The sequence below is a fragment of the Candidatus Manganitrophus noduliformans genome (assembly GCF_012184425.1).
GTDB lineage: Bacteria > Nitrospirota > Nitrospiria > SBBL01 > Manganitrophaceae > Manganitrophus > Manganitrophus noduliformans.
The window spans coordinates 19,210-41,475 of the sequence record NZ_VTOW01000005.1; the positions used below are offsets into that span (position 1 = coordinate 19,210).

Sequence of the window (22,266 nt, forward strand, 5' to 3'; positions counted from 1 at the left end):
CGCCCAGACGAATACCATCACGTTCCTGAAAAACAAAAAAGGAGGAAAACCGAACATGATCCAATCGATCGCATTCACCATGTACCCCGTCGCCGATATGGCGCGTTCCAGAAAATTTTATGAAGAGGTGCTCGGCCTGAAAGTCAGTTCCACCTTCGGGGAGCAGTGGATCGAGTACGACCTGGGAGGGAACACCTTTGCGATCACCAGCATGAACATCGGCCGCACCCCGGGCGCCAAGGGGGCGAGCGTCGGATTCGAGGTGAGCGATTTCGAGGCATTTACGAAAGGTCTCAAAGAAAAATCGGTGAAGTTTATTCTGGATAATTACGAAACGCCGGTCTGCCGGATGTCGGTGATCGAAGACCCCGACCAGAACCATATCACGATCCACAAACTGCACAAGGGATAAGGATGGATATGGGGCCGGTTTGAAACCCGCCCCTACAACCGACCGCCGGCGCTGATGCCTTGGGCGTAGATGTCCCACTGGCCGCTCCGGTGATCCTGCCAGGCCATGATCGCGCCGCCGAACCCGTCCGGGAGGATCTGGGGAGGGGAGGTGGCCGTGCCGGAAGATTGATCGCCGGCGGCGGTGGAAACGGCGACGCCGTTGGCGGTCCACTGAACGGTCCCGCCGCTGTTGACCCGCTGAGCATAAAGATCGTTCGTTCCGCTACGGCGATCGGTCCAGGTGACGATGGCGCCGCCGGCTCCGTCCGGGACGATCCGGGGAAAAGATTGGGTATTCGCCGCGGTGGAAATCGCGGTTCCCTCGGCCGCCCACTGCAGCGCGCCGGCGCCGTTGACCCGCTGGGCGAAAATATCGGTTCCATCCTGCCAGGTGATCAGCGACCCGCCCGAGCCGTCCGAAATCATTTGGGGGGCAGATTGGGCGTTGGCGGTTGCGGCGATCGGCGCGCCGTTGGCGGTCCAGAGCGCCGCGCCGCCGCCATCGACCCGTTGGGCGAAGATTTTATCCGTTCCGCTGCGCCCGTCCTGCCAAACGATCGTTGCTCCGCCGGAATTGTCTGAAATGAGTTGAGGAAATTGCTGATTATTGGCGGCGGTGGAGATCGCGGTTCCGTCGGCGGTCCAGAGCGCCTCTCCCTCGCCGCTGATCCGTTGCGCGTAGATGTCGGAGTGCGTGACGTTCCGGTGGTCCTGCCAGACAATGATCGCGCCGCCGGCGCCGTCCGAAATCAAATGCGGAGATTGTTGGGCGTCGGCCGCGAGAGAGACGGGAACCCCGTTGGCCCCCCATTGTGCCGCCCCTTCCCCGTTGATCCGCTGAACGAAGAGGTCGGGTGTTCCCCCATTGCGGAAATCGAGCCAAACGAGGATCGCGCCGCCTGATCCGTCGGGAATGACCTGGGGGGAGAGTTGGGCATTCGCCGCGGCAGTCACAGGAACACCGTTCTCCGCCCACTGAGCGATCCCGTCGCGGTTCACCCGCTGCGCGTAAATGTCAGACGTCCCGGACCGGTTGTCTTCCCAGGCGATGATCGCGCCGCCCGCGCCGTCGGAAACCAGTTGGGGAGCCGATTGGTTGTTGGCCGCGGCGGCGATCGGCACGCCGTCGGCGGCCCAGAGCGCCGCTCCGCTGCCGTTCACCCGTTGCGCGTAGATATCGGTATTCAGCCCGTTGCGAAGATCGGCCCAGACGACGATCGCCCCGGCCGAGTCGTCCGAAACCAGTTGCGGGAAAAGCTGCTCGTTCGCCGCGGTCGAAAGGGGAACGTTCTCCGGATTCTCCTTCTCCCACAGAACGACCAACGTGCCGGGGCTGCTCTCCACCCCGCCGATCATCACCTTGACCGATCCGGTCGATGCCCCCTCCGGGATCAGCGCCCGAATCTCCGTTTCATTCCAGCTGAGAATGCCGTTTGCCGTCACGCCGCCGACGATCAGGCTTCCCCCCTCGCCTGTCCCGAACCCCGCGCCGGTGATCCGGATTTCGTTTCCGGCCTTCGCTTCCGAGGGGTTGACGCTGGTGATGATCGGTCCGGTCGGGCTGACCGAAACCAGCATCGTCGCGAAACCGGTCGCCTTCATCCCCTCTTCGCTCGACACCTCCACCTGAATCGGCACGCTTCCGACGGTGGACGGCGCGGTCCAGGTGACCGGATTGGTGTCCCTTGCGCTCAACGTCCCCGCCGCCGCCCGCCACCGGTAGGTCAAGCCGCCTCCCTCGCCGTCGACCGAGACGGTCAAGACAGCGCTCTCCCCCGGCCGGACCACCGAAGGCTCCGCCGCGAGGGTGTCGATCTCCAATCCGTTGTTGTTTCCTCTCCCGTCGCACCCGGCGAGAAAAAAGATTCCGAAAAAGAGCGCTGTCCAATGAACGATTCTTTTCATCCGTCTCTCCGCATCTCAACGAATATACAGATCTTGAGAGAGAGCTGTCAATGAAATGAGATCGGGATCACGATTAAACCGATCCAGACAAACTTTTTTGCAGGAGTGGACCCCCGACCCCGCCGGTTGACGGGGCATGGGGTTTTAGGCGGTATTCCTCTTGGAGGGCGTACCAGATTCCGGTTTCTTCCCCATTCTTCCCGCGCGCCACAACGTTGATGCTGGGGTAGGAGGGGTCGATTTCAAAGAGCCACACATCGGTTCTTCTCGTTCGGGAGACCTTACGATCAAATGAGCTGATATGGCGGAGGCGAGAGTATCACGGAGATTTTCGCAGATACCGATCAATCCCCTTCGCCGCATCCCGGCCTTCCCGGATCGCCCAGACGATCAGCGACGCCCCGCGCTTCATGTCGCCGGCGGCGAAGATCCCTTCCACGCTGGTGCGGTGGTGGGTGTCGACCGCCACGTTGCCCCGTGGATCGAGCGTCACGCCGAGATCGGCCAGCAAGCCTTTCTTCACCGGACCGGTAAAGCCCATCGCCAGTAAAACCAGATCGACCTGCAGATCGAACCCGCTTCCGGGGACCTCGACAAACTGGGTCCGCCCTTCAGTATCGGTTTTCAACTCGACGCGAACCGCCTGAAGCTTCTCGACCCTCCCGTCCTTTCCAACGAAGGCTTTGGTGGAAACACTCCACTCCCGCTTGCATCCTTCTTCGTGGGCATGTGAAGAGCGGAGCTGCATCGGCCAAAGGGGCCAGGGGGTTGATTCGGCCCGTTTGGGCGGAGGCTCGGGGAGAAGCTCGAACTGGTAGATCTCGCTTGCCCCCTGACGGTGGGCGGTGCCGAGACAGTCGGAGCCGGTGTCGCCGCCGCCGATGATGACGACCCGCTTTCCCTTGGCGTCGATCCGTTGGGCCGGATCGATCGCGTCGCCGGCGTTGATTTTGTTCTGTTGGGTGAGATATTCCATCGCGAGGTGGATTCCGGCCAGCTCGCGTCCCGGGACGGGAAGTTCCCTCGCCTGCATCGCCCCGCCGGTGAGAAGGACGGCGTCGAATTCCCGCCGGAGCTGGTCCACCGGGAGATCTTTTCCGACCTCGACATTCGTTTTAAAGATCACCCCCTCCGCCGTCATCTGTTCCAGTCGCCGATCGAGAACCGACTTTTCCATCTTGAAGTCGGGGATGCCGTAGCGGAGCAATCCGCCGATTCGATCGTCTCTCTCGAAAACCGCGACGGAATGTCCTAAACGGCGCAGCTGCTGCGCCGCGGCCAGGCCGGCCGGCCCGGAGCCGACGACGGCGACCTTCTTCCCGGTCTCCTGCTCCGGGGAGAGCGGGGAGATCCACCCCTCGTTAAATCCTTTATCGATGATGTTCCACTCGATCACCCGGATCGAAACCGGGTCGTCGATGATTCCCAAGACGCAGGCCGATTCGCAGGGGGCGGGGCAGAGCCGCCCGGTGAACTCCGGGAAGTTGTTGGTCGAGTGGAGCATCTTGAGGGCGTCCCCCCAGCGCCCCCGGTGGACGAGGTCATTCCAGTCGGGAATCATGTTCTGGACCGGGCAGCCGGTGTTTCCCTGGCAAAAAGGGGTCCCGCAATCCATGCAGCGGGCCCCTTGGGCTTGGAGCGCGTCCTCGGAGATCGGCTCGTAAAACTCTTTCCAGTCCTTGATCCGTTCCGGAACAGGACGCCGCTTCGGCCCCTCGCGCTTGAATTTTAAGAACCCTTTGATGTCAGACATGTAAGACTCCAACCGTCCTTTTAATGTGCCATCGTTTTCTGCCGCGCCCGTTGCGCCAGGACCTTCTTGTACTCGACCGACATGACGCGTACGAATTTCGGCAAGGCCCATTCCCATTCGGCGAGGATCTTCTTTGCCTTGGCGCTTCCTGTGTAGGCAAGATGCTTCTCAATCAGCTCTTTGAGAAGGAGCTGATCTTTTTTGTCCCGAAGGGGGTCGAGCTCCACCATGCTCAGGTTGCATCGCCGCTCGAAAGCACCGTCTTCATTGTAGACGAAGGCGATCCCGCCGCTCATGCCGGCCGCAAAGTTGCGCCCGGTCTTTCCGAGAACCACCACGACCCCGCCGGTCATGTACTCGCAGCCGTGGTCCCCGACCCCTTCGATGACGGCGCGCGCGCCGGAGTTGCGGACGGCGAAGCGCTCTCCCGCCCTTCCGTAGAGGTAGCATTCCCCGCCGGTGGCGCCGTAGAGGACGGTGTTGCCGACCAGGATCGTCTCTTCAGGGGTGAAGGTGACCCCCTTCGGGGGGTAGACGACGATTCGCCCCCCCGCCATCCCCTTGCCGAGGTAGTCGTTCGATTCTCCTTCGAGGGTGAGCGAGAGGCCGTGGACGCACCAAGCCCCGAAGCTCTGGCCGGCCGAGCCGGCGAACTTGAAGTGAATCGTGTCGGGGGGAAGCCCCGCCGGGCCGAATCGCTTCGTGATCTCGCCGGAGAGCATCGCCCCGACCGTCCGGTGAATGTTCCGAATCGGGAGGGAGACTTCGACTTTCCGATTCGCCTCCAGCGCGGGCCGGGCGAGCTTGATCAACTGGTGGTCGAGCGCGCTCTCAAGCCCATGATCTTGCGACGCCACACAGTGCGTGGCGACTTCGGGACCGACCTCCGGCCGCTTCAGAAGCGGGGAGAGATCGAGGCCGCGGGCCTTCCAATGGTCGATCGCCCTGCGCGCCTTGATCTTATCGACCCGCCCGATCATCTCCTTGAAGGTGCGAAAACCGAGCTTCGCCATGAATTCGCGGACCTCTTCGGCGACATAAAAGAAGTAATTGACGACATGTTCCGGCTTGCCGGTGAATTTCTTTCGAAGCACCGGATCTTGCGTCGCGATTCCGACGGGGCAGGTGTTCAGATGGCACTTGCGCATCATGATGCACCCCTCAACGATCAGCGGCGCCGTCGAGAAGCCGAACTCCTCGGCCCCCAGCAGCGTGGCGATCACGACGTCCCGTCCGGTCTTCAACTGCCCGTCGGTTTCGACCCGGACCCGTCCGCGCAGGTCGTTTAAAACCAGCGTCTGCTGCGTCTCGGCTAACCCCAGCTCCCAGGGAATGCCGGCATGTTTCACGGAGCTCCACGGCGAGGCGCCGGTTCCCCCGGAGTCGCCCGAGATCAAGATCTTGTCGGCGTGCGCCTTGGCGACGCCGGCCGCGACGGTTCCGACGCCGACCTCGGAGACGAGCTTGACCGAGACGGCCGCCTGCGGATTGACATTTTTCAAGTCATAAATCAGCTGCGCCAGATCCTCGATTGAGTAGATGTCGTGATGCGGCGGGGGGGAGATCAATTGGACCCCCGGCGTCGCATAGCGCATCCGGGCGATCACCTCATCGACCTTGTGTCCCGGCAGCTGTCCCCCTTCTCCCGGCTTCGCCCCCTGCGCCATCTTGATTTGAACCTCGCGGGCGTTGATCAGATAGTTCGTCGTTACGCCGAACCGGGCGGAGGCGACCTGCTTGATCGCGCTCGATTTGGAGTCGCCGTTCGGCAGGGGAATATAACGTTCGGGGTCTTCTCCTCCTTCGCCGGTGTTGCTCTTCGCGCCGATCCGGTTCATCGCGACTGCGAGCGTTTCGTGCGCTTCCTTGCTGATGGCGCCGAACGACATCGCGCCGGTGGTGAAGCGTTTGACAATCTCGGCGGCCGGTTCGACCTCATCAAGCGGGATCGGCGTAGGGAGAAGGTGAAGGTCCAAGAGTCCCCGGAGGTTGGACCGGGCTTGGCTCTCATCATCGACCGCCCGGCTGAACTCTTTGAAGGTGGCATAACTTTCCTTCTGGGTCGCATGCTGGAGCTTCATGATCGTTTCGGGGTTCCAGTTGTGGTGTTCCGCCTGGATCCGGTAATGATATTCCCCGCCGTAATCGAGCTGCTTGGCCGGGGTCAGCTCATGGGCCTGGGTGTGGCGGCGGAGGACCTCCTCGGCCAGCGCTTCGATTCCGATTCCCTCGATCCGGGAGGGGGTGCCGGTGAAGTAGCGGTCGATCAATTCGGAGTTCAATCCGATCGCTTCGAAGATCTGCGCCCCGCAGTAGCTCTGGACGGTGGAGATTCCCATCTTCGAGAAGATTTTCAGAAGTCCCTTGTTGATCGATTTGATGTATTTTGCTTCGGCGGTCGGCTCGTCGATCGTCTCGGGGAAATATCCTTCCCGCGCCATGTCGGTGAGGGTCTCGAAGGCGAGATAAGGATTGATCGATCCGGCGCCGTAGCCGATCAGGCAGGCGAAGTGGTGAACCTCGCGCGGCTCGCCGCTCTCGATGATCAGCCCCACCTCGGTCCGGGTGCACTCCCGGATCAGATGGTGGTGAACGGCCGAGATGGCGAGCAGGGAGGGGATCGGCGCCCACTCCGCATTCACCCCCCGGTCGCTGAGAATGATGAACTTGTACCCCGCCCGGATCGCTTCGGAGGCCTCTTTGCAGAGCCGCTCCAGCGCGGGCGCCAGTCCCGCCGGCCCTTCCGCCGCGGGGAAGAGCGTCCGCAGCGTCTGTGTCTTGAAGTGGCCGTCCGCGATCGTTCGAATCTTCTCCAAATCGGCGTTCGTGAGGATCGGCTGCTGCACGCGAATTCGGCGCGCATGCTCCGGCGTCTCTCCCAGCAGGTTCGACTTGGGGCCGATGCTGGTGACGAGCGACATCACCAACTGCTCCCGGATCGGATCGATCGGCGGGTTGGTCACCTGGGCGAAGAGCTGCTTGAAGTATTTGAAGAGGAGCTGCGGCCGGTCCGAGAGGACGGCGAGCGGGGTGTCGGTTCCCATCGATCCGATCGGCTCCTCGCCGTTGACCGCCATCGGGGTCATGATCATCTTCAGATCTTCGAGACTGTAGCCGAAGGTCTGCTGCCGCTGCCGCAGGGAGATATGATCGGGCTGGAGGAGGTTGAGCGGCTCCGGCAGATCTTCGATGTTGATCCGGTTGGCCATGATCCAGAACCGATACGGCTTCCTTCCGCAGATATCGGCCTTGATCTCCTGATCGTCGATGATCCGCCCCTGGACCGTATCGACCAGAAACATCCTGCCCGGCTGAAGCCTTCCTTTGGCCCGGATCTCTTCCGGTTCGAAGGAGAGGACCCCCGCTTCGGAAGCGAGGACAACGAGGTCGTTCTTCGTGACGAGGTAGCGGGCGGGGCGGAGGCCGTTTCGGTCGAGCGTCGCCCCGATCAACTTCCCGTCGGTGAAGGCGACGGCGGCCGGGCCGTCCCACGGCTCCATCATCGAAGCGTGGTATTCGTAGAAGCCGCGCCGGTCGAGATCCATATCGGGATTGCCGGCCCACGCCTCCGGGATCAGCATCATCATCGCATGCGGCAGGGAGCGGCCTCCCATCATCAGAAACTCCAGCGCGTTGTCGAAGCAGGCGGAGTCGCTCTGGTTCTCTCCGATGATCGGGAAGAGCTTTTCGATCTCTTCCCCGAAGAGCTCGGAAGAGAGGCGGCCTTGACGCGCCCGCATCCAATTGACGTTCCCCTTCAGGGTATTGATCTCGCCGTTGTGGCAGATATAGCGGTAAGGGTGGGCCAGCGGCCACGACGGAAAGGTGTTCGTCGAGAAGCGGGAGTGGACCAGGGCCAGGGCGCTCACCACCTGCGCGTCGGCGAGATCGGGATAGAAAAGGGGAATCTGAGAGGGGAGGAGGAGCCCCTTGTAAATGATCGTATTGCATGAGAGACTGGGAATATAGAAATATTTTCGCTCCGCGATGTCGGACCGGTGGACGGCGTTCTCCACCCTCCTTCGGATGACGTACAATTTCCGTTCGAACTCGGTCTCATTCAAGTTATTGCGGGCGATGAAGATCTGGCGGATCGCCGGGACGGTCCGGCGCGCGACCTCTCCGACATGGTCCTCTTTGGTCGGCACGTCCCGCCAGCCGAGAAAGCGCTGGCCTTCTTCGACGATGATCTTTTCAAAAAGGGTCTCGCAGGCGCGGCGATCGGCGGGGGAGGGGGGAAGAAAGATCATTCCGACCCCGTACTGCCCCGGCTCCGGCAGCGCGATGCCGATCTCGCCGCAGGTCCGTTTCAGGAAGGTATGGGGGACCTGGAGAAGAATGCCGGCGCCGTCCCCCGTGCAGGGATCGCAGCCGACGGCGCCCCGATGGGAAAGGTTCTCGAGCACTTGCAGCCCTTTTTGGATGATATCGTGCGAGCGGCGGCCCTGGATGTCGGCGACGAAGCCGATGCCGCAAGAATCTTTTTCGAACTGCGGATCGTAAAGGCCCTGTTTGGCGGGGAAGCCGGGTCGATTCTCTGACGCGCCGTGTTTCTTCATGGGGATCGGACTCCTAAGAAAGGACTTCATCCTCGAAAACATTGCGAAGCGTGACGTATTTTTCACCGAACTTTTGGATCAACTCTTTTTCGAACCGGCTGATGATCTTGGCGATATAAATATCGTGCTTCACGTAATCTTCCGCGATCATCGTGAATCCTCTGTTCCGGCTCCAGGCTCCTTCGGTTTTTCCTTCTCGGCTGATGTTCCCCATCAACACTTCCTGTGAATCGACCACGATCACCAGCGCGCGTCCTTGTTTCTCGGCATAGAGGGTGTCTTCGATCGGGTGGTAATAGACCCGCCCCACGCGGAGCTTGGGGGGACCGAAATGAACCAGGGCGATCCGGACGCCGCGCTGCTCGGCGGCGCGGAGGGGACCTTCGAGGGCGGCGAGCTCTTCGTTCCAGAGGGAGAGGAGAATCACCTTTTTCGCCGATTCGATCATCTGGAAGGCTTTCTCGACCAGCCGGTCATGGTCCACGATGTTCCAGACGTAGCTCGCCTCTTTGTTCCCGTTCAATCCGCTGAAGACGTCGCGCAGCGATTGGAGGGTCTTCTGAACGCCGTGTTGGTATTGAGAGAGGAATTCATCCGGGTGCTGGGGGATATAGCGCTTGGCCCTCCCGTCTTCCTCGTCGACGGTGACGATCATCCCTTTCTCTTTCAGCTTATTGAGGACCTCATAGATTTTGGAGGAAGGAACCCCCGATTCCTTGCCGATCTCATAGGCGGTCGACGGGTTTTTTTGAACCAGGGCGAGATAAGATTTCGCCTCATATTCCGAGAAACCGATCTCGGAGAATTGGCTGATGATTTCTCTTATCTTTAACGTTTTCAAGAAGGGTTCGACCTCTGTGAAGGCCATCCTCACTACTGGGGTAGTGACTAGGCTGATAATTCCTCTAACTAACACGCGGTTGATCTTGTTGTCAAGAAGAAAAAGGGAATGGAGCGTGTGTAAAAGGGAAGCGGATCAGAGGCGCGGGGGGATGCTCGTCTCACGCCGTTTACGGGTTGCGCGGTTTCTTGAGGTATTCAGGATCTTTATACCTATTCACCATTAGTATTGAATTGGATTAAGCGCATTCGTTAAGATCTAAAATCCGAAACGGTATTTACCCATTTAACCAGAGGATGATAAAAGTCACCAATGCAGAAGGACAAGAAGAACGAACGCAGACCGTTGACTCCTAGGGAAATAGAAGTCATTCGTTACGTGGCAGAAGGTTATAAGAATAAAGATATTGCCGAGAAGCTTGGGATCCAAATCAAAACCGTAGAAACCCATCGTACAAATATCAACAACAAACTCGGTTTTAACCACGTTTCTCAGTTGATTATCTATGCCATCCAAAAAAAATTGATTAAGATAGAGATAGAAGAGTAGTTCGAAGTCATCGCTTTATCCCCCGATACCGAACAGTTCCTTCCTCCGTTTAATCTTAGGTCATTACCGGTTTCAATTCTGTAGAAATTTCTATAGTCTCATTCCGTTTAAAACAGAGACAACTTTAAAATTTGCCTTTCTGCGCCGGTTGAGGTATATCCAGACGATTTGACGCTCAGAAGGAGAACCCTCTGGATCGGATTTTCACGACGGATCGGATCATTCGGCTTGTGTCGATCTTTTTTCTATTCTTGTTCGCAGAGGAAAAAGCGGCGGCTGCGGAGGAATGGAACCCTTCCGAATATGGATGGTTCCTTGCGGGAGGGGCGGCCGGGTTCATCTTACACGAAGGGGCGCACGCCCTGGCGGCCGAGTCGCTCGGTTTTGATGCGCGGCTCGAATCGCGCGGGAAACCGATTCCGTTTGTCGTCGTCCGATATGACCTCGTCTCGACCAGGGATGAGAACGGAAATATCCGGTATACCGATGAGGCGGGAAGGCCGGTCTCCGACGGAGCGCAGAAGCAGTATGCGATCGCCTCGGCCGGAATCAACAGCCAGAATATCACCTCCGAACTCATCCTGACGCTGCATCCGAATCTCCGTGGGGAGCGCAGGCCGTTTTTGAAGGGGGTTCTCGCCTTCGATATTATTGTATCGGCCGGATATGCCCTAATCGGTCGGAAAGACCCCGACGGCGATCTTCGCGGGATGTCGGAGGCGCTTGACGTGAGCGACAAATGGATGGCGACCCTCATTTTTTTGCCGGCGGCGTTCGATACATACCGATACTTTTATCCGGAGTCCCGGTGGGCCCCCTGGGTGAGTCGGGGATCGAAAGCCTACCTTTTGGGGCTGGCAATTCGGTGGTAGCGGCCCCGTCCTCGATCCCGCCGGGCCCCTACACACGTCCTTTGAAATGTGTTAAGATCTCACCCCATGAAACGGAAGTGGCTGAGTTTTCTTTTCTTTCTGATTTCCGGAGCGGGTCTTCTTTTCTTCGGATCGACATCGGGCCAGACGATCGAACCGAATTTGGCCGACCCCGCCGCGCGTAAGGAGTGCCGCCTCTGCCACAAGGGGCCGGCCCGGCATCAGATCGACGATTCCCGAGACCCCTGGTGCGTGAACTGCCACCGGCTTCACAACCTGGGCGATATCTTGGGACTGGAGGCCTACTTCCGGCGGGCGGTCCGGGCGATTGAGCCGAAAAAAGGGGAGGAGATCATCGAACAGAAGATGGTCTTAATCCCGGCCGGAGAGTTTATCATGGGAGAGGACTTCTTTAAAAAGAATGCAAGCCCCCGGCACAAGGTGCACCTGGACGACTACTCTATCGATCTGTACGATGTGACGAACGCGCATTACAAGCGATTTGTCGATGCGACGGGACGATTCCCCCCTTCTCATTGGAATCGCGATCAGTATCCGGCGGGCAAGGCGAATCATCCGGTGACCTTCGTCAGCTGGTTCGATGCCGACGCCTATTGCAGATGGGTAGGGAAGCGTCTTCCGACGGAGGCCGAATGGGAGAAGGCGGCGCGGGGCACCGATGGAAGAATGTTTCCGTGGGGAGCGCGGTTCGAGGCCAAGCGGGCGAATGTTCCTCCGGAGGGGATTAAGGATACGACGCCGGTGAATGCCTTTCCGGAGGGGAGGAGTCCTTATGGACTTTACGACATGTCCGGAAACGTCTTTCAGTGGACCGCCGACTGGTTCCTTCCTTACCCGGGAAACAAGGTGCCGCATCCGAACTACGGTGAGAAGTTGAGGGTTCTCCGGGGAGGCTCCTTCTTCGACTGCAGCTATTATAACTGCGGCCTCTCCTTCCAAACTTTCAACCGAATTTCCCTGTCGCCGGCGACCAAGGCGATCTCCGCCGGATTCCGCTGCGCCAAGTCGGAGGCAAAAAATCCGTGAGGCATGAAAGGCGAGGCGTAAGGGGTAAACTAATGCTACCCGCCTCCCGTCATTTCAGGTTTTAGAATGGTCCGGAGGGGAATCGGTCTTGTTGCGCTTTTCTATCTCGCCACGGCGCTGATCTGTTTTGTCCCGTATTTTCAATTCGACCATCCGCTCTTGATTGCAACCGGTCTCATCTATGCCGTTCCTTCATTCGTTATCGCGGGAGGGGTGGCGTTGAGACGGGCGTGGGGCCGGAAGCTGGCGATGATCCTCTCGCCGCTGCTCATCTTGGTTGTTCTTCCCTTGATGTTTAAAAAGCAGCCGACCTTTGTTTTTTCGTTTCCCTTCCGGATCGCAGTCACCTATCCCCCCTCTTCGGCCGTTTCTTTCAAATGGTTTTTCGGCCTTCTGCTGATGGGGCATCTTGTCTCGATGTTTTATCTTTTGGGGGGAAGGGTGAAGGAAGAATTTCAACAGAAAAGTGCCGGGGAAGAAGATCCAAAAGAGAGGGATCAAACGCTCGATCCGAATGCAGGGGAAGAGGGGAACGGCGACTAGAAGCTAAGGATCATGTCGGCATCGTCCATCTCTTCCAAGAGGAAGGAGGTTAGGCCGCGCGGCTCGTCGATTTCCGGAATCAGCGCTTCTTGCGTCAGACCGGCGAGCGCCATGGAGGAGGTGCAGGTATAGAGCTTCACATCGCCCTGTGATTTGACATCCTGAATCACTTTCTGAAGGTCGACCATTCCGGTCGCTTCATAGTTTTTCTTTAACTCATTTTCGACCCCGCGGTAGACCTCCGAAAGGTTCAGCTCGGAGATTTTTTTCCGGGAGAGTTTATAGACCGCCTCGTCCCGGAAGAAGATACGAACAGACATCTCGCAGACGGCGGCGGCCATCACCATTGTAAAAACGGTCACAAAGTTATTGTGCGTCCCCCGGGTGACGATGATCGCCATCTTCTTCACTTGTTCACTCGCTCTTAAACATTTTTAGGAGGCTGAACACTGGTTAGCCCGCCCTTCTCGATGAATATCTTCACAAGCCCGTCGACATCTTCGATCTTCACGATCGGATGTTTGAACTTATTCGTCCAGGCGGTGATTTCCCGCTGTTGGAACCGGTTTCCGTGGACTTCCAGGATCTCTCCTTTTTCCATCGGTGCCAGGGTCGTCCGGATGACGCCGAGGCTGCGGCAGTCGATCGGGTTGAAGTACTCCGTGACGTTTAAAACTTTTGTGACGTTCAGACTCAGAAAATTGCTCCGTGAAGTCCGGTCGGTTTACCAGACCATGACACTGTCGTGCTCTTCCAATAAACGGATCGAATCATCCTCGCTGATGATTTCGACCCCCTGAACCATATCCTCTTTATTGATTCCGCGTATTTTCATGTCTTCCGCCACCGCGCGGACCTTGGCGCCGTGCTCGATCATGAAGGTCATCACCTTTTCAGGAGAGGTTTCATGGAGCATGATGTCCTGGCCGGCGATCTTGGCGTTGACCTGCTGATTTTTGATGCCGTAGGTCACGGCCGAATCGCGCAGGAGGACGTTGACCTCCACCGGGGTGTCGGAAACGCCGAGGGCGGTGGCGAAGACATGCGGATCGACCGGCTCAAAACTAAGATAGATCGGTTTTTCGAAAATAACCAGCACCTTGTTTGCCATCTTTTTATCTCCGTTATCGGTAGGTGGGAATGCAGATCACCCGGTCGGCCGCCTTGATGAATTTCCAGAGATCACCGAGGGTCCCGACGATCGATCCCCCCATCTGGTGTTTCTCGACCCCCCGCTCTTGCACGCAGAGAATGCAGGAAACCCAGTCTAGCTTGGCGCCGTGAAGGCCGGCGCGGATCAACTGATCGATGAATCGGCCGACGTTCGGGTGTTTCTCGCCCAAGACTTTCTGCAGCGAACCAGGCTCGTTGTGATCGATTTGATCTTTGTTGGTCAGGGTGACCGCTTCCTCGAAGGCCCAGACGTTCACATCAACCCCCCTCTGGAGCAGTTTCTCGACCAGCCGGAGAACGGTGGTCGGCGCCTCGCGTTGGTAGGAGCCGGTCGCCAGGACGATCGCAACCCTTTTTACTTTTGCCGGTGCCGCAGTCGGTGCGGTTGCAGTAGCCATTGTTTCCTCCTAAAGTTTTGAAGAATTCGTTTTAATACCAAATGACCTTATCCGATCCCTCCGTGATCAGGTCCGCCAACTGATCAACGTTCGACTGTGTCACTCCATCGGCAAGCTGTGCGACGCCGCGGGCCTTGCACGAGATATCGTCGACCATGACTTTGGCGCCTCGCTTCGAGAGGTCGGTCAGATTCTTTCCGATATCCCCCCCCTTTCGGGCGGCGATGACGCCGTTTTCGATCAGAAAAAGGGTCACCTCATTTCCATCCTCTTTTAATTTGGAGGCCACCTTCTGGATATAGCGGCCGTTCGTATATTCCGTCAAATCGCGGCTATCGACGATGAGATAACGAGCCATGTTCTCTCCTCCTAACTCTGTATGAACGACACTTTTCCGATTTGAGCTTGCGAACTTCCGGACGTGATAAAAAACGCGAATGCATCCATTCAATAAAATGTAAGGACGCTGGAAGAATATTCCGATAGGCTTTTGACTATAACGAAGGGTTTCCGGGCTTGTCAAGGCCTTTATCGGGTTGATCCTCAGGCGATTGGAACCTTTGTCCGTAAGTTTCAAAGATGACGGGAAAGTTCACGGCAATTCGGTATGCTATACTTTTACTCGGAAGTTGTCCTCTGCAGTTTATTTCGTAAGTCAAAAGGAGCGGTGAGCGGCTGAAATGGATCAAAGTGACCGGCCCCCTCTCGAATCAGGAGAGTCGATGAATACGGAGCAGCCCCCACAGGCAATCATTGTCTGTCCCCACTGCCAAAAAGAGATCGAACTCCGGGTCGATAAAAAACCGGATGCTCCTTCCGCCGTAGGAAACCGTTCGGACGACCAGCGAGACGAAGAGACGGCCCCCGGAAAATCGGGGCTCACCGTGAAGCAGGCGATCGAGGAGCTGATCGAGAAGCGCCCGATCGGGGGTGAAGGCAAACCGCCTGCGGCCGCCCAAGACGCAAAGCGGGGAGAGGAGATTCTCAGGGCCCTCGTTGCTAAAAAAATGAGCGACAGCAATTTTCAGGTTCCGCCGATGCCCCATGTGGCCGAGCGCATCCTGATGATGGGACATAATGCCGGCTCGATGGATCTTGCCAAGATCATCGCCAATGATCAAGCCATTACATCGAATATTATGCGGATTGCCAATTCGACTTTTTACGGAGGGGTCTACAAGTTTGAAACCCTGCCCAACGCGATCACGCGGATCGGGCTCGATCAGGTCCGAATTTTGGTGCTCGGATTTTCGATGCTCTCAAAGGAGTTCGCCGGCGGGATTTATCGCGAAGAGTGCCGCCGGCTCAATCAACATGCGGTCGCCTGCGCCTACCTTGCGGCGCTTCTCGCGGAGATCACCGGAGTGAAAGAGAAGGAGGATGCCTTCTTGGGGGGGTTGTTGCACGATATCGGACGACTGGTGATCTACACGGCGCTGGAAGGGGAGGCCCAAATTCAGAAAAAACGGTCGTGGGTGGACCGTGATTGGAGCGAGGACGACCTGAAGGTTGTTCTCGCCGAATATCATGGGAACGCGGGCGGTTTCGTTGCAACTGCATGGAAGCTTCAATCTTGGCTGAAGGAAATAATTCGCCATCATCACACCTTCAGACAGGCCGCCGAGCGGCCGCGGCTGGTCGCTTTGGTCGCGCTCGCCGACCGGTACTGTCATCGGTTCGGTTTGGGCTGTCCCGAAGAAGAAATCGATGTTTTTGCGGACGGTCTGGGAGAGGCGGCGCGCTTCTCCAGAGAACGCGAGACGCTTCTCCTGGAACGTCTCGATAAGATCAAAGATCTCTTAAAGCAACTCTCTTGATCGTTTCGGTGTTAAAGAGGTTATCGGCGGGGCCTTGCCAGTTTTTCCGTCAGCTTGGCCGCCTTGACCGGGCTTAAGTTGGTCAAGATTTGAGCGGCGCTCTTTTCCTTAATCTTTCCCAAAAGGGTCAGCGCAAGCGATTCATCCATTTTTTCGATCCGCGCGGCCGCCTCTTCCGGCGGCATCACCGCATACATCTTTGCGAGCCGTCCGAGCTGTTCATCTTCGGTCAGTTTCCGTTTCTTCTCTTTTTCTTCCAATGCCTCTCGGATTTCGGAGTATTTTTTAAGCATCTGACCGACCTCTTGCTCCATCAGCCGAAGCCGTTCTTCTTTTTGATCGAGCGCTCGAGATCTTTTTTCGAGCTCGTTCTTTCTTTGCTCGATCGCCTCGATCATCGCGGCCGGGGCGGACAAATCGGGGAGAGGGGAGGGAGGAGGGGTGTCGGTGATCATTTCCCCCGCCTTCACCGGCTCTGTTTGGGCAGAGAGGGGAGAGATCGCTGGAAAAAAGAAGAAGAGAGCGAGCAGGAGGGCCTTTTGCGGAGAGATCATGGCGACTCCCGCTTCGGACGTCCGGCCAATTCATCGAGAAGATTCCGTTCTTTTTTCTCGAGCTCTTTTAAATAGAGACCTTTTCTTTTTTCCTCTATTTTTTCCACCACTTTTTTCTCGCGGGTTGCTTCAAGCAGGTCCTCCCGTTTTTTCTCGCATCGATCGGCGAGATGCCGGAGGGCTTTCCGCCGCTCCTCCAGCCGATCGTACTGATGCTTGATGAGGCGATAATAAAGATCGAGCTCGCCGGGAGCGATCCCCTTTACCTGCTGCTCTGCCAGATCTTTCAGAGCCGATTCCAATTCACTGTGAAGGCGATGGAGCTGATCTTGCGCCGTGTCGAGGTCGTGTTTCATTTCAATGAACTCTTCTTGAACCTCTCCCTCGCGACGCTTCCGTTGTCGAAGCACGGCGTCTAATTTTGATTGGTATCGGGGCATGGCTCCTCTTTAAGTAACATGACGGGGGCGACCCTTCTCACTTCTTCCTTCACTCTCTGACGACTTTCCGCAGCGCCTGAAGGCTTTCCTGGAAATCGACCTTTTCATTGATTCGTTGACGAAGATACGCTTGGATCCGATCCCATCGGGCCAGCGCCTGATCGACTTTCGGATTGCTTCCCGGTTTATAGGCGCCGATGTTGATGAGATCTTCTACCTTTTTGTAATTCGCCATCAGATCGGAGAAACTCCGCGCCAGCTCCAGATGATCCGGATTGATCAAATCGATCATCACGCGGCTGGTGCTGTTGAGAAGATCGATCGCCGGGTATTGGTTCTGCGCCGCCAGTTCGCGCGAGAGAACGATGTGCCCGTCCAGAATCGAGCGGACGGCGTCGGGGATCGGATCGTTCAGGTCGTCTCCTTCGACCAGGACGGTGAAGAGACCGGTGATCGTTCCGGCGCCGGAACCGGTGCCGGCCCGTTCAAGAAATTTCGGGAGGAGGGCGAAAACGGAGGGGGTATACCCCTTTGTCGTCGGCGGCTCCCCGATGGCGAGACCGATTTCCCGCTGCGCGTGGGCGAGGCGGGTGAGCGAATCCATCATCAAGAGGACCTGACCCCCCCGGTTTCGAAAATATTCGGCGATTGTCATTGAAAGGAACGCCCCCCGGCGGCGGACGAGCGGGGGTTGGTCGGAGGTGGCGACCACGACGACCGAGCGGCGAAGCCCCTCTTCTCCAAGGTCTTTCTCGATGAACTCTTTGACCTCCCGGCTGCGCTCGCCGATCAATGCAATGACGTTCACGTCGGCGGCGGTGAATCGGGCGATCATTCCCATCAGGACACTCTTTCCGACGCCGCTGCCGGCGAAGATCCCCATCCGCTGCCCGCTCCCGCAGGTAAGCAGTCCGTTGATGGCTCGGATTCCGAGATCCAGCGGACGGGTAATCCGTCGCCGTTCGAGGGGGTTGGGCGGGGAGAGGTAAAGCGGGTGCGTTTCGCTCTCTTTCAGGGGGCCTTTCCCATCGATGGGGTTCCCAAGGCCGTCGATGACCCTTCCCAACAGACTTTCCCCGACCGCCGCGGTCGCTTGATGCCCGCGGCTGACGATGGAGCTTCCCGGACCGATCCCGGCGAGCTCTCCGAGGGGCATCAGTAAAACCTTGTTCTCGCGAAAGCCGACCACCTCCGCCAGGAGCCGCGTTCCGATCCCGAGGGAGGAGATCTCGCACACTTCGCCGATGGCGGAGATCGAGGCATGCCCTTCGAGAACCAGACCGATCGCCTGAGAAACCCGTCCATAGGGAGGGGCCGGATCGATTCCTTCGAGTTGGTCGAGGTATTTTGCCGTCGTCGGTTTCATTTCGAGTCGTCTGTTTTTAGGAGTTCTTCTTCAATCACCGAGAGTTGGCTGTCGATCCTCAGATCGACGATCTGATCGTTGCTCTCCACGAGGCACTCTCCCTGGAGAAGGGTTGCATCGGGCTCCAGCCGGAACCACTGCACGTTTCCGACCAATTCTACCACTTTATTCCGCTCCTTCCGGAGGCGTTCCAGATCGTGCGGATGGAGACGGATCACCAATGATTCGATCTGGCCCATCTTTTGGAGAACGGCGCGAATCGCCCCGAGAAGATGCTCCGGATTGTGGCTGAATTCCTGCCGGAGGATGCGCCGGGCGACGGCGACGGCGATCTGGAGGATCTCCTTTTCGGCATTCTCCAAAAGCGCCGGCTTGACCTTCTGGAGCGCTTCGATCAATCGTGCGACGAGTTGATGCGAGGCCTCGACCTGTTTGAGACCCAACTCCCTTCCGGCCCGCTCCCCCGATGCGAATCCACGCTCGTAAGCGTCCCGTTCGATCACTGAGAGTCTTCCCCCGATTTGGTCGGGGAGAGACGACGAAGGGTGCGACAGCGCAGGGGAGACCTCCCGCAACGTATAAGCCGACACTCCCTTTTCATTCGTCTCTCCGGAACGGACCACTTTAGACAAGTGCGTCTCCATCTCCCTTTCCTCCGAGTGCGATTTTCCCTTCGTCGATCAACCGCCGGACAATCTTGAGGATCGCCTGCTGCGTCTTTTCCACTTCGCTGACCTTGACCGGTCCGCGCACTTCCATATCTTCGGTGAGGAGCGACACCGCCCGCTCGGACATGTTCCGGAAGATCTTCTGTTTGACCTCTTCTTTGACCGCCTTCAATGCAACGGCGAGAGAATCCTTGTTGACCTCTTTGAGCATCTCTTGGATGCCCCGGTCGTCGAGCTGAATCAGGTCGTCGAAAGTAAACATCAATTGGTTGATTTTTTCGGCCAGCTCCGGGTTGTTTTGGGAGATCGAGGCCAAAATCGCTTGCTCGGTGGCTTGATCGACCTGATTCAAGAGATCGGCGACCAGCTTCACCCCCGAGATCTTCTTTCCGGGCGGGGCGCTGACCAGTTTCAATTCCCCCTGAAGGGCTTCCGTAATTTCCCTCATGATTCCCTGCGGGATCTCTTCCAGCGTCGCCATCCGGAGGACGATGTCGGCGCGAAGCGCTTCCGGGAATTGGCTGAGGATTTGGCTTCCTTGGGTGGAATCGAGGTGGGTGAGGATAAGGGCGACCGTCTGCGGGTGCTCGGCGAGAAGGAGGTCGGCCAATGCCTTCGGCTCGGTCCACTTCAATTCCTCCAGCCCGGCCTCTTCGGCGGCGGGGAAGCCTTCCATCACCTTGGCCGCCTTTTCTTGGCCCAGCGCCCGCGTCAAGACCCGTTGCAGATAATCTCTTCCCCCCAGCTTCGGGCCGCCCCCCGTGCCCGCCTGTTCTGCAAATTCGCCCAAGACCGAATCGACCTCCTCCTGGGAGATGTCGGAGAGTTTCGCAATGGTCCCGCTGATCTTCCGGATCTCTTTCGGATCGAGATGCTTCAAGACCTCCGAGGCAAGGTCCTCCCCCAGGGTCATCAGGAGAATCGCGGTTTTATCGGCGCCGGTCAATTTCCGCATCATTCCCTCATCCGACGCTGTTCAAAGAAGAGGCCGACCATCGCATTATTTCTCTTTGAGCCATTGCTTGACCACCTTCGTAGCAGCCTGAGGATTTTGTCTCGCCATCTGAACCATCTGCTCCGCCCCGGGCGCGCCTGGCAGTTCTCCGAAGGGAGCCGACATCTGTCCCCGGACGGGAGGGTAAGCGACCGGCGTCGGCGACGGTGCGAGGAGAGCCTTGAGGACGGGACGAACCACAAAAATAAAGCCGATCAACCCGACGACCACGCCGATCCCATAGCGGACGAAGGGAAGCCACTGGGCGAACGCGTTTCCGGCTGGCTCCTCGGCGGCGGTTTCTTCATCCAGGAGGGCGTTGGATTCAAAAGGAACATTGACCACCTCGACCTGATCCTGCCGCTCCGCGGAGAATCCCATCGCTTTTTTGACCAGCTCCTCCAGCTTGGCCATCTCCTCCGCGTTCCGGGGGAGATACTTCCGGGGGGTGTCTCCGTCGGCGGCTTCATAGGTGCCGTCGACCAATGCCGCGACCGAGAGCTTTTGGATCGTTCCGAACGGCTCGATGATCCGGCTGACCGTTTTGCTGATTTCGTAGTTGATCACTTCATTCTTCTTTTGCGAGTTATTGGTGCTGGTGGCCCCGGCCGGGGACCCCGCCTGCGTCCCGGGAGGAACGTTGGACAAAACACCGGGGACGCCGGACGAACCGGCGGAGGCGGAGCTCCCGCTCAACTCTTCCTGCGCGCGCTGTTCGCTTCGCACCACCTGTGTATCGGGGTCGAATTTTTCTTCAGTGTGTTCGACCTGGCGAAGGTCCAGAAGACTGGTCACCCGCACCACCGCCTTCCCGGTCCCGACGACCGTCTCCAGCATGCTCTGAATTTTCCCTTCGATTTCTTTTTCCAGATGTTTCTGGTAATCGAGCTGAGCGGAGGTCATCTGGACGGGGGACGATCCGTCGCCCGGTCTCGAGAGGATCTGGCCGTGACTGTCGACCACCGTGACGGTCTGAGGGCTCAATCCCTCCACACTGCTCGAAACGAGGTGGATGATCCCCTGAACCTGTCCTTCGGAAAGCCGTTTTCCGGCGCGAAGGGTGACGACGACCGAGGCGCGCGACGGCTCTTTCCGTTCGGAGAAGAGGGTTCGCTCCGGAACGACGAGATGAACCCGCGCTTTGCTCACCTCGGCGAGCTGGCCGATGGTTCGGCTCAGCTCTCCCTGAAGCGCCCTGCGATAGTTCAGCTTTTGAACGAATTCGGTCGTCCCGAAGCTGTTCCGGTCGAAGATCTCAAACCCGACCCCTCCTCCCTGCGGAAGCCCCTGGCCCGCCATTTGAAGACGAAGCTCATGGACCCGCTCCGCCGGAACCGACACGGCGGTGCTGTCGGCCGAAAGCTCATAGGGGATGCGCCCTTCCTTCAGCTTGGCCACCACGGAAGCGGCGTCCTCCGAAGAGAGGTTGGTATAGAGGATTTGAAGCTCCGGTTTTTGCACCCAAAGCCAGAGGACGACCCCCCCTGCAACCGTCGCCGCCAGAACCAGCAAGAGGGCGATCTTTCTGGCCAGCGGGGTGGTGGTCATCTGTTCGTTGAACTGCTGAAACATATCCGCCATGGTTTACCTCTTAGATTTGCATTCGGGAGATTTCTTCATAGGCCGAGACGATCTTGTTCCGGACCTGCATCATCAATTCAAATGAGAGGCTTGCCTTTTCGATGGCGATCATCGTCTGATGAAGGTCTTGCTGTTTGCCGGTCGTCAGATCGGTGATCGCCTGATCGGCTTGCAGCTGGGCATCATTCACCTGGCGAATCGACTCCTTCAGCGTGTCTACGAATGAAGCGTCGGTTGTTTCAGAACCCCCCGCTGCAGGCGTCGGATGAATTTGATTGGGTCCGATCGGTTGTATCGCCATTGTTTTCTCCTCGCTATCTTCCGATTTCCAATGCCTTCATCGCCATGCTTTTTGTCGCGTTCAGCGCGGTGACGTTTGCCTCGTAAGAGCGGAGGGCCGAGATCATGTTGACCATTTCCTCCATCGCATTGATATTCGGATAGAGGACGTAGCCGTCCGGGTCGGCGTCGGGATGTTGCGGTTCGTAGAGCCGTCTAAAAGGACGGTCGTCCTGGATCACCTGCGTGACCGACACCCCCGGTTGGCTTCCTTCCAGATTCGATCGAAGGGCCGCTTCAAAAGAGCCTCCGGCCGGCGCGGCGGAGAAGACGACATCTTTTCTCCGATAGGGACCCCCTTCCGCCGTCTTTGTCGATTCCACATTCGCAAGATTGCTCGAAATGACGTTCAACCTCGCCCGTTGGGCGTCGAGGGCGGAAGCCGAAATGGCGAATGCCTGTTCAATGTCCATC

The 22,266-nt window shown here is 58.1% G+C and carries 23 protein-coding genes; 6 read left to right on the forward strand and 17 right to left on the reverse strand.

All coding sequences use genetic code 11. From position 1 onward, the window contains the following. The first annotated feature begins 55 nt into the window (after window positions 1-55). Window positions 56-412, forward strand: coding sequence for a VOC family protein (locus tag MNODULE_RS20060; protein WP_168062967.1), 357 nt, complete (start codon window positions 56-58; stop codon window positions 410-412). A 32-nt stretch (window positions 413-444) separates the two neighbouring features. Here the strand turns inward: MNODULE_RS20060 and MNODULE_RS20065 are convergent, their stop codons facing one another. The 4 genes from MNODULE_RS20065 to MNODULE_RS20080 form a co-directional block, all read right to left on the reverse strand. Beyond that, window positions 445-2,358, reverse strand: coding sequence for an IPT/TIG domain-containing protein (locus tag MNODULE_RS20065; protein ID WP_168062968.1), 1,914 nt, complete (start codon window positions 2,356-2,358; stop codon window positions 445-447). A gap of 319 nt (window positions 2,359-2,677) precedes the next feature. Then, on the reverse strand, window positions 2,678-4,111 hold the full coding sequence (locus tag MNODULE_RS20070) for a glutamate synthase subunit beta (RefSeq protein WP_168062969.1): 1,434 nt from the start codon (window positions 4,109-4,111) through the stop codon (window positions 2,678-2,680). Between the two features lie 20 nt (window positions 4,112-4,131). Further along, window positions 4,132-8,670 carry a glutamate synthase large subunit gene (gltB, locus tag MNODULE_RS20075; RefSeq protein WP_181071138.1) on the reverse strand — a complete coding sequence of 1,513 codons (4,539 nt, stop codon included), beginning with the start codon at window positions 8,668-8,670 and terminating at the stop codon, window positions 4,132-4,134. Window positions 8,671-8,683: 13 nt separating this feature from the next. Then, window positions 8,684-9,538: a TrmB family transcriptional regulator gene (locus tag MNODULE_RS20080; protein WP_168062971.1), complete on the reverse strand. Its 855-nt coding sequence runs from the start codon at window positions 9,536-9,538 to the stop codon at window positions 8,684-8,686. A 285-nt stretch (window positions 9,539-9,823) separates the two neighbouring features. Between MNODULE_RS20080 and MNODULE_RS20085 the strand changes: the two genes are divergently transcribed. From MNODULE_RS20085 to MNODULE_RS20100, 4 genes are all read left to right on the forward strand, one after another. Continuing rightward, window positions 9,824-10,060, forward strand: coding sequence for a response regulator transcription factor (locus tag MNODULE_RS20085; RefSeq protein ID WP_168062972.1), 237 nt, complete (start codon window positions 9,824-9,826; stop codon window positions 10,058-10,060). Between the two features lie 230 nt (window positions 10,061-10,290). Beyond that, the gene (locus MNODULE_RS20090; RefSeq protein WP_168062973.1) at window positions 10,291-10,932 is read left to right on the forward strand and encodes a hypothetical protein; all 642 of its coding nucleotides are present in this window, start codon (window positions 10,291-10,293) and stop codon (window positions 10,930-10,932) included. A 66-nt stretch (window positions 10,933-10,998) separates the two neighbouring features. Next, complete coding sequence (locus tag MNODULE_RS20095; protein ID WP_168062974.1) at window positions 10,999-11,979, forward strand: formylglycine-generating enzyme family protein; 981 nt, start codon at window positions 10,999-11,001, stop codon at window positions 11,977-11,979. Between the two features lie 66 nt (window positions 11,980-12,045). Continuing rightward, the gene (locus tag MNODULE_RS20100; protein WP_168062975.1) at window positions 12,046-12,522 is read left to right on the forward strand and encodes a hypothetical protein; all 477 of its coding nucleotides are present in this window, start codon (window positions 12,046-12,048) and stop codon (window positions 12,520-12,522) included. Here the strand turns inward: MNODULE_RS20100 and MNODULE_RS20105 are convergent. The 5 genes from MNODULE_RS20105 to MNODULE_RS20125 form a co-directional block, all read right to left on the reverse strand. After that, window positions 12,519-12,923 carry a DsrE family protein gene (locus tag MNODULE_RS20105; protein ID WP_238339681.1) on the reverse strand — a complete coding sequence of 135 codons (405 nt, stop codon included), beginning with the start codon at window positions 12,921-12,923 and terminating at the stop codon, window positions 12,519-12,521. The genes MNODULE_RS20100 and MNODULE_RS20105 overlap by 4 nt on opposite strands. 23 nt (window positions 12,924-12,946) lie before the next feature. After that, window positions 12,947-13,123, reverse strand: coding sequence for a sulfurtransferase TusA family protein (locus MNODULE_RS20110; RefSeq protein WP_168062977.1), 177 nt, complete (start codon window positions 13,121-13,123; stop codon window positions 12,947-12,949). Window positions 13,124-13,246: 123 nt separating this feature from the next. After that, the gene (locus MNODULE_RS20115; RefSeq protein WP_168062978.1) at window positions 13,247-13,633 is read right to left on the reverse strand and encodes a DsrE family protein; all 387 of its coding nucleotides are present in this window, start codon (window positions 13,631-13,633) and stop codon (window positions 13,247-13,249) included. A gap of 13 nt (window positions 13,634-13,646) precedes the next feature. Further along, on the reverse strand, window positions 13,647-14,093 hold the full coding sequence (locus tag MNODULE_RS20120) for a DsrE/DsrF/TusD sulfur relay family protein (RefSeq protein ID WP_168062979.1): 447 nt from the start codon (window positions 14,091-14,093) through the stop codon (window positions 13,647-13,649). A 31-nt stretch (window positions 14,094-14,124) separates the two neighbouring features. Beyond that, window positions 14,125-14,451 carry a DsrE family protein gene (locus MNODULE_RS20125; RefSeq protein ID WP_168062980.1) on the reverse strand — a complete coding sequence of 109 codons (327 nt, stop codon included), beginning with the start codon at window positions 14,449-14,451 and terminating at the stop codon, window positions 14,125-14,127. Window positions 14,452-14,815: 364 nt separating this feature from the next. Here MNODULE_RS20125 and MNODULE_RS20130 point away from each other — a divergent pair, with 364 nt between their 5' ends. Continuing rightward, window positions 14,816-15,910 carry an HDOD domain-containing protein gene (locus MNODULE_RS20130; RefSeq protein WP_168062981.1) on the forward strand — a complete coding sequence of 365 codons (1,095 nt, stop codon included), beginning with the start codon at window positions 14,816-14,818 and terminating at the stop codon, window positions 15,908-15,910. Window positions 15,911-15,930: 20 nt separating this feature from the next. Here MNODULE_RS20130 and MNODULE_RS20135 read toward each other — a convergent pair whose 3' ends face one another. The 8 genes from MNODULE_RS20135 to flgC are packed head-to-tail and all read right to left on the reverse strand — an operon-like array spanning window position 15,931 to window position 22,265. Beyond that, window positions 15,931-16,464, reverse strand: coding sequence for a MotE family protein (locus tag MNODULE_RS20135; RefSeq protein WP_168062982.1), 534 nt, complete (start codon window positions 16,462-16,464; stop codon window positions 15,931-15,933). Beyond that, a complete protein-coding gene (gene fliJ / locus MNODULE_RS20140) occupies window positions 16,461-16,904 on the reverse strand; it encodes a flagellar export protein FliJ (RefSeq protein WP_168062983.1) in 444 nt (147 codons plus the stop codon). Before fliJ ends, MNODULE_RS20135 begins: the two co-directional genes overlap by 4 nt. A 49-nt stretch (window positions 16,905-16,953) precedes the next feature. Further along, entirely contained in the window at window positions 16,954-18,270 is a 1,317-nt protein-coding gene (locus MNODULE_RS20145; RefSeq protein WP_168062984.1) for a FliI/YscN family ATPase, read from the reverse strand. Beyond that, window positions 18,267-18,914, reverse strand: a complete 648-nt coding sequence (locus MNODULE_RS20150) for a FliH/SctL family protein (RefSeq protein WP_168062985.1) — start codon at window positions 18,912-18,914, stop codon at window positions 18,267-18,269. Before MNODULE_RS20150 ends, MNODULE_RS20145 begins: the two co-directional genes overlap by 4 nt. Next, the gene (gene fliG, locus MNODULE_RS20155; protein WP_168062986.1) at window positions 18,895-19,896 is read right to left on the reverse strand and encodes a flagellar motor switch protein FliG; all 1,002 of its coding nucleotides are present in this window, start codon (window positions 19,894-19,896) and stop codon (window positions 18,895-18,897) included. Before fliG ends, MNODULE_RS20150 begins: the two co-directional genes overlap by 20 nt. A 42-nt stretch (window positions 19,897-19,938) precedes the next feature. Further along, the gene (gene fliF / locus MNODULE_RS20160) at window positions 19,939-21,513 is read right to left on the reverse strand and encodes a flagellar basal-body MS-ring/collar protein FliF (RefSeq protein ID WP_168062987.1); all 1,575 of its coding nucleotides are present in this window, start codon (window positions 21,511-21,513) and stop codon (window positions 19,939-19,941) included. 10 nt (window positions 21,514-21,523) lie between these two features. Next, window positions 21,524-21,814 (reverse strand): flagellar hook-basal body complex protein FliE, encoded by a 291-nt coding sequence (fliE, locus tag MNODULE_RS20165; RefSeq protein ID WP_168062988.1) that lies wholly within the window; start codon window positions 21,812-21,814, stop codon window positions 21,524-21,526. 13 nt (window positions 21,815-21,827) lie between these two features. Continuing rightward, window positions 21,828-22,265 carry a flagellar basal body rod protein FlgC gene (gene flgC / locus MNODULE_RS20170; RefSeq protein WP_168062989.1) on the reverse strand — a complete coding sequence of 146 codons (438 nt, stop codon included), beginning with the start codon at window positions 22,263-22,265 and terminating at the stop codon, window positions 21,828-21,830. Window position 22,266: the final 1 nt, after the last annotated feature.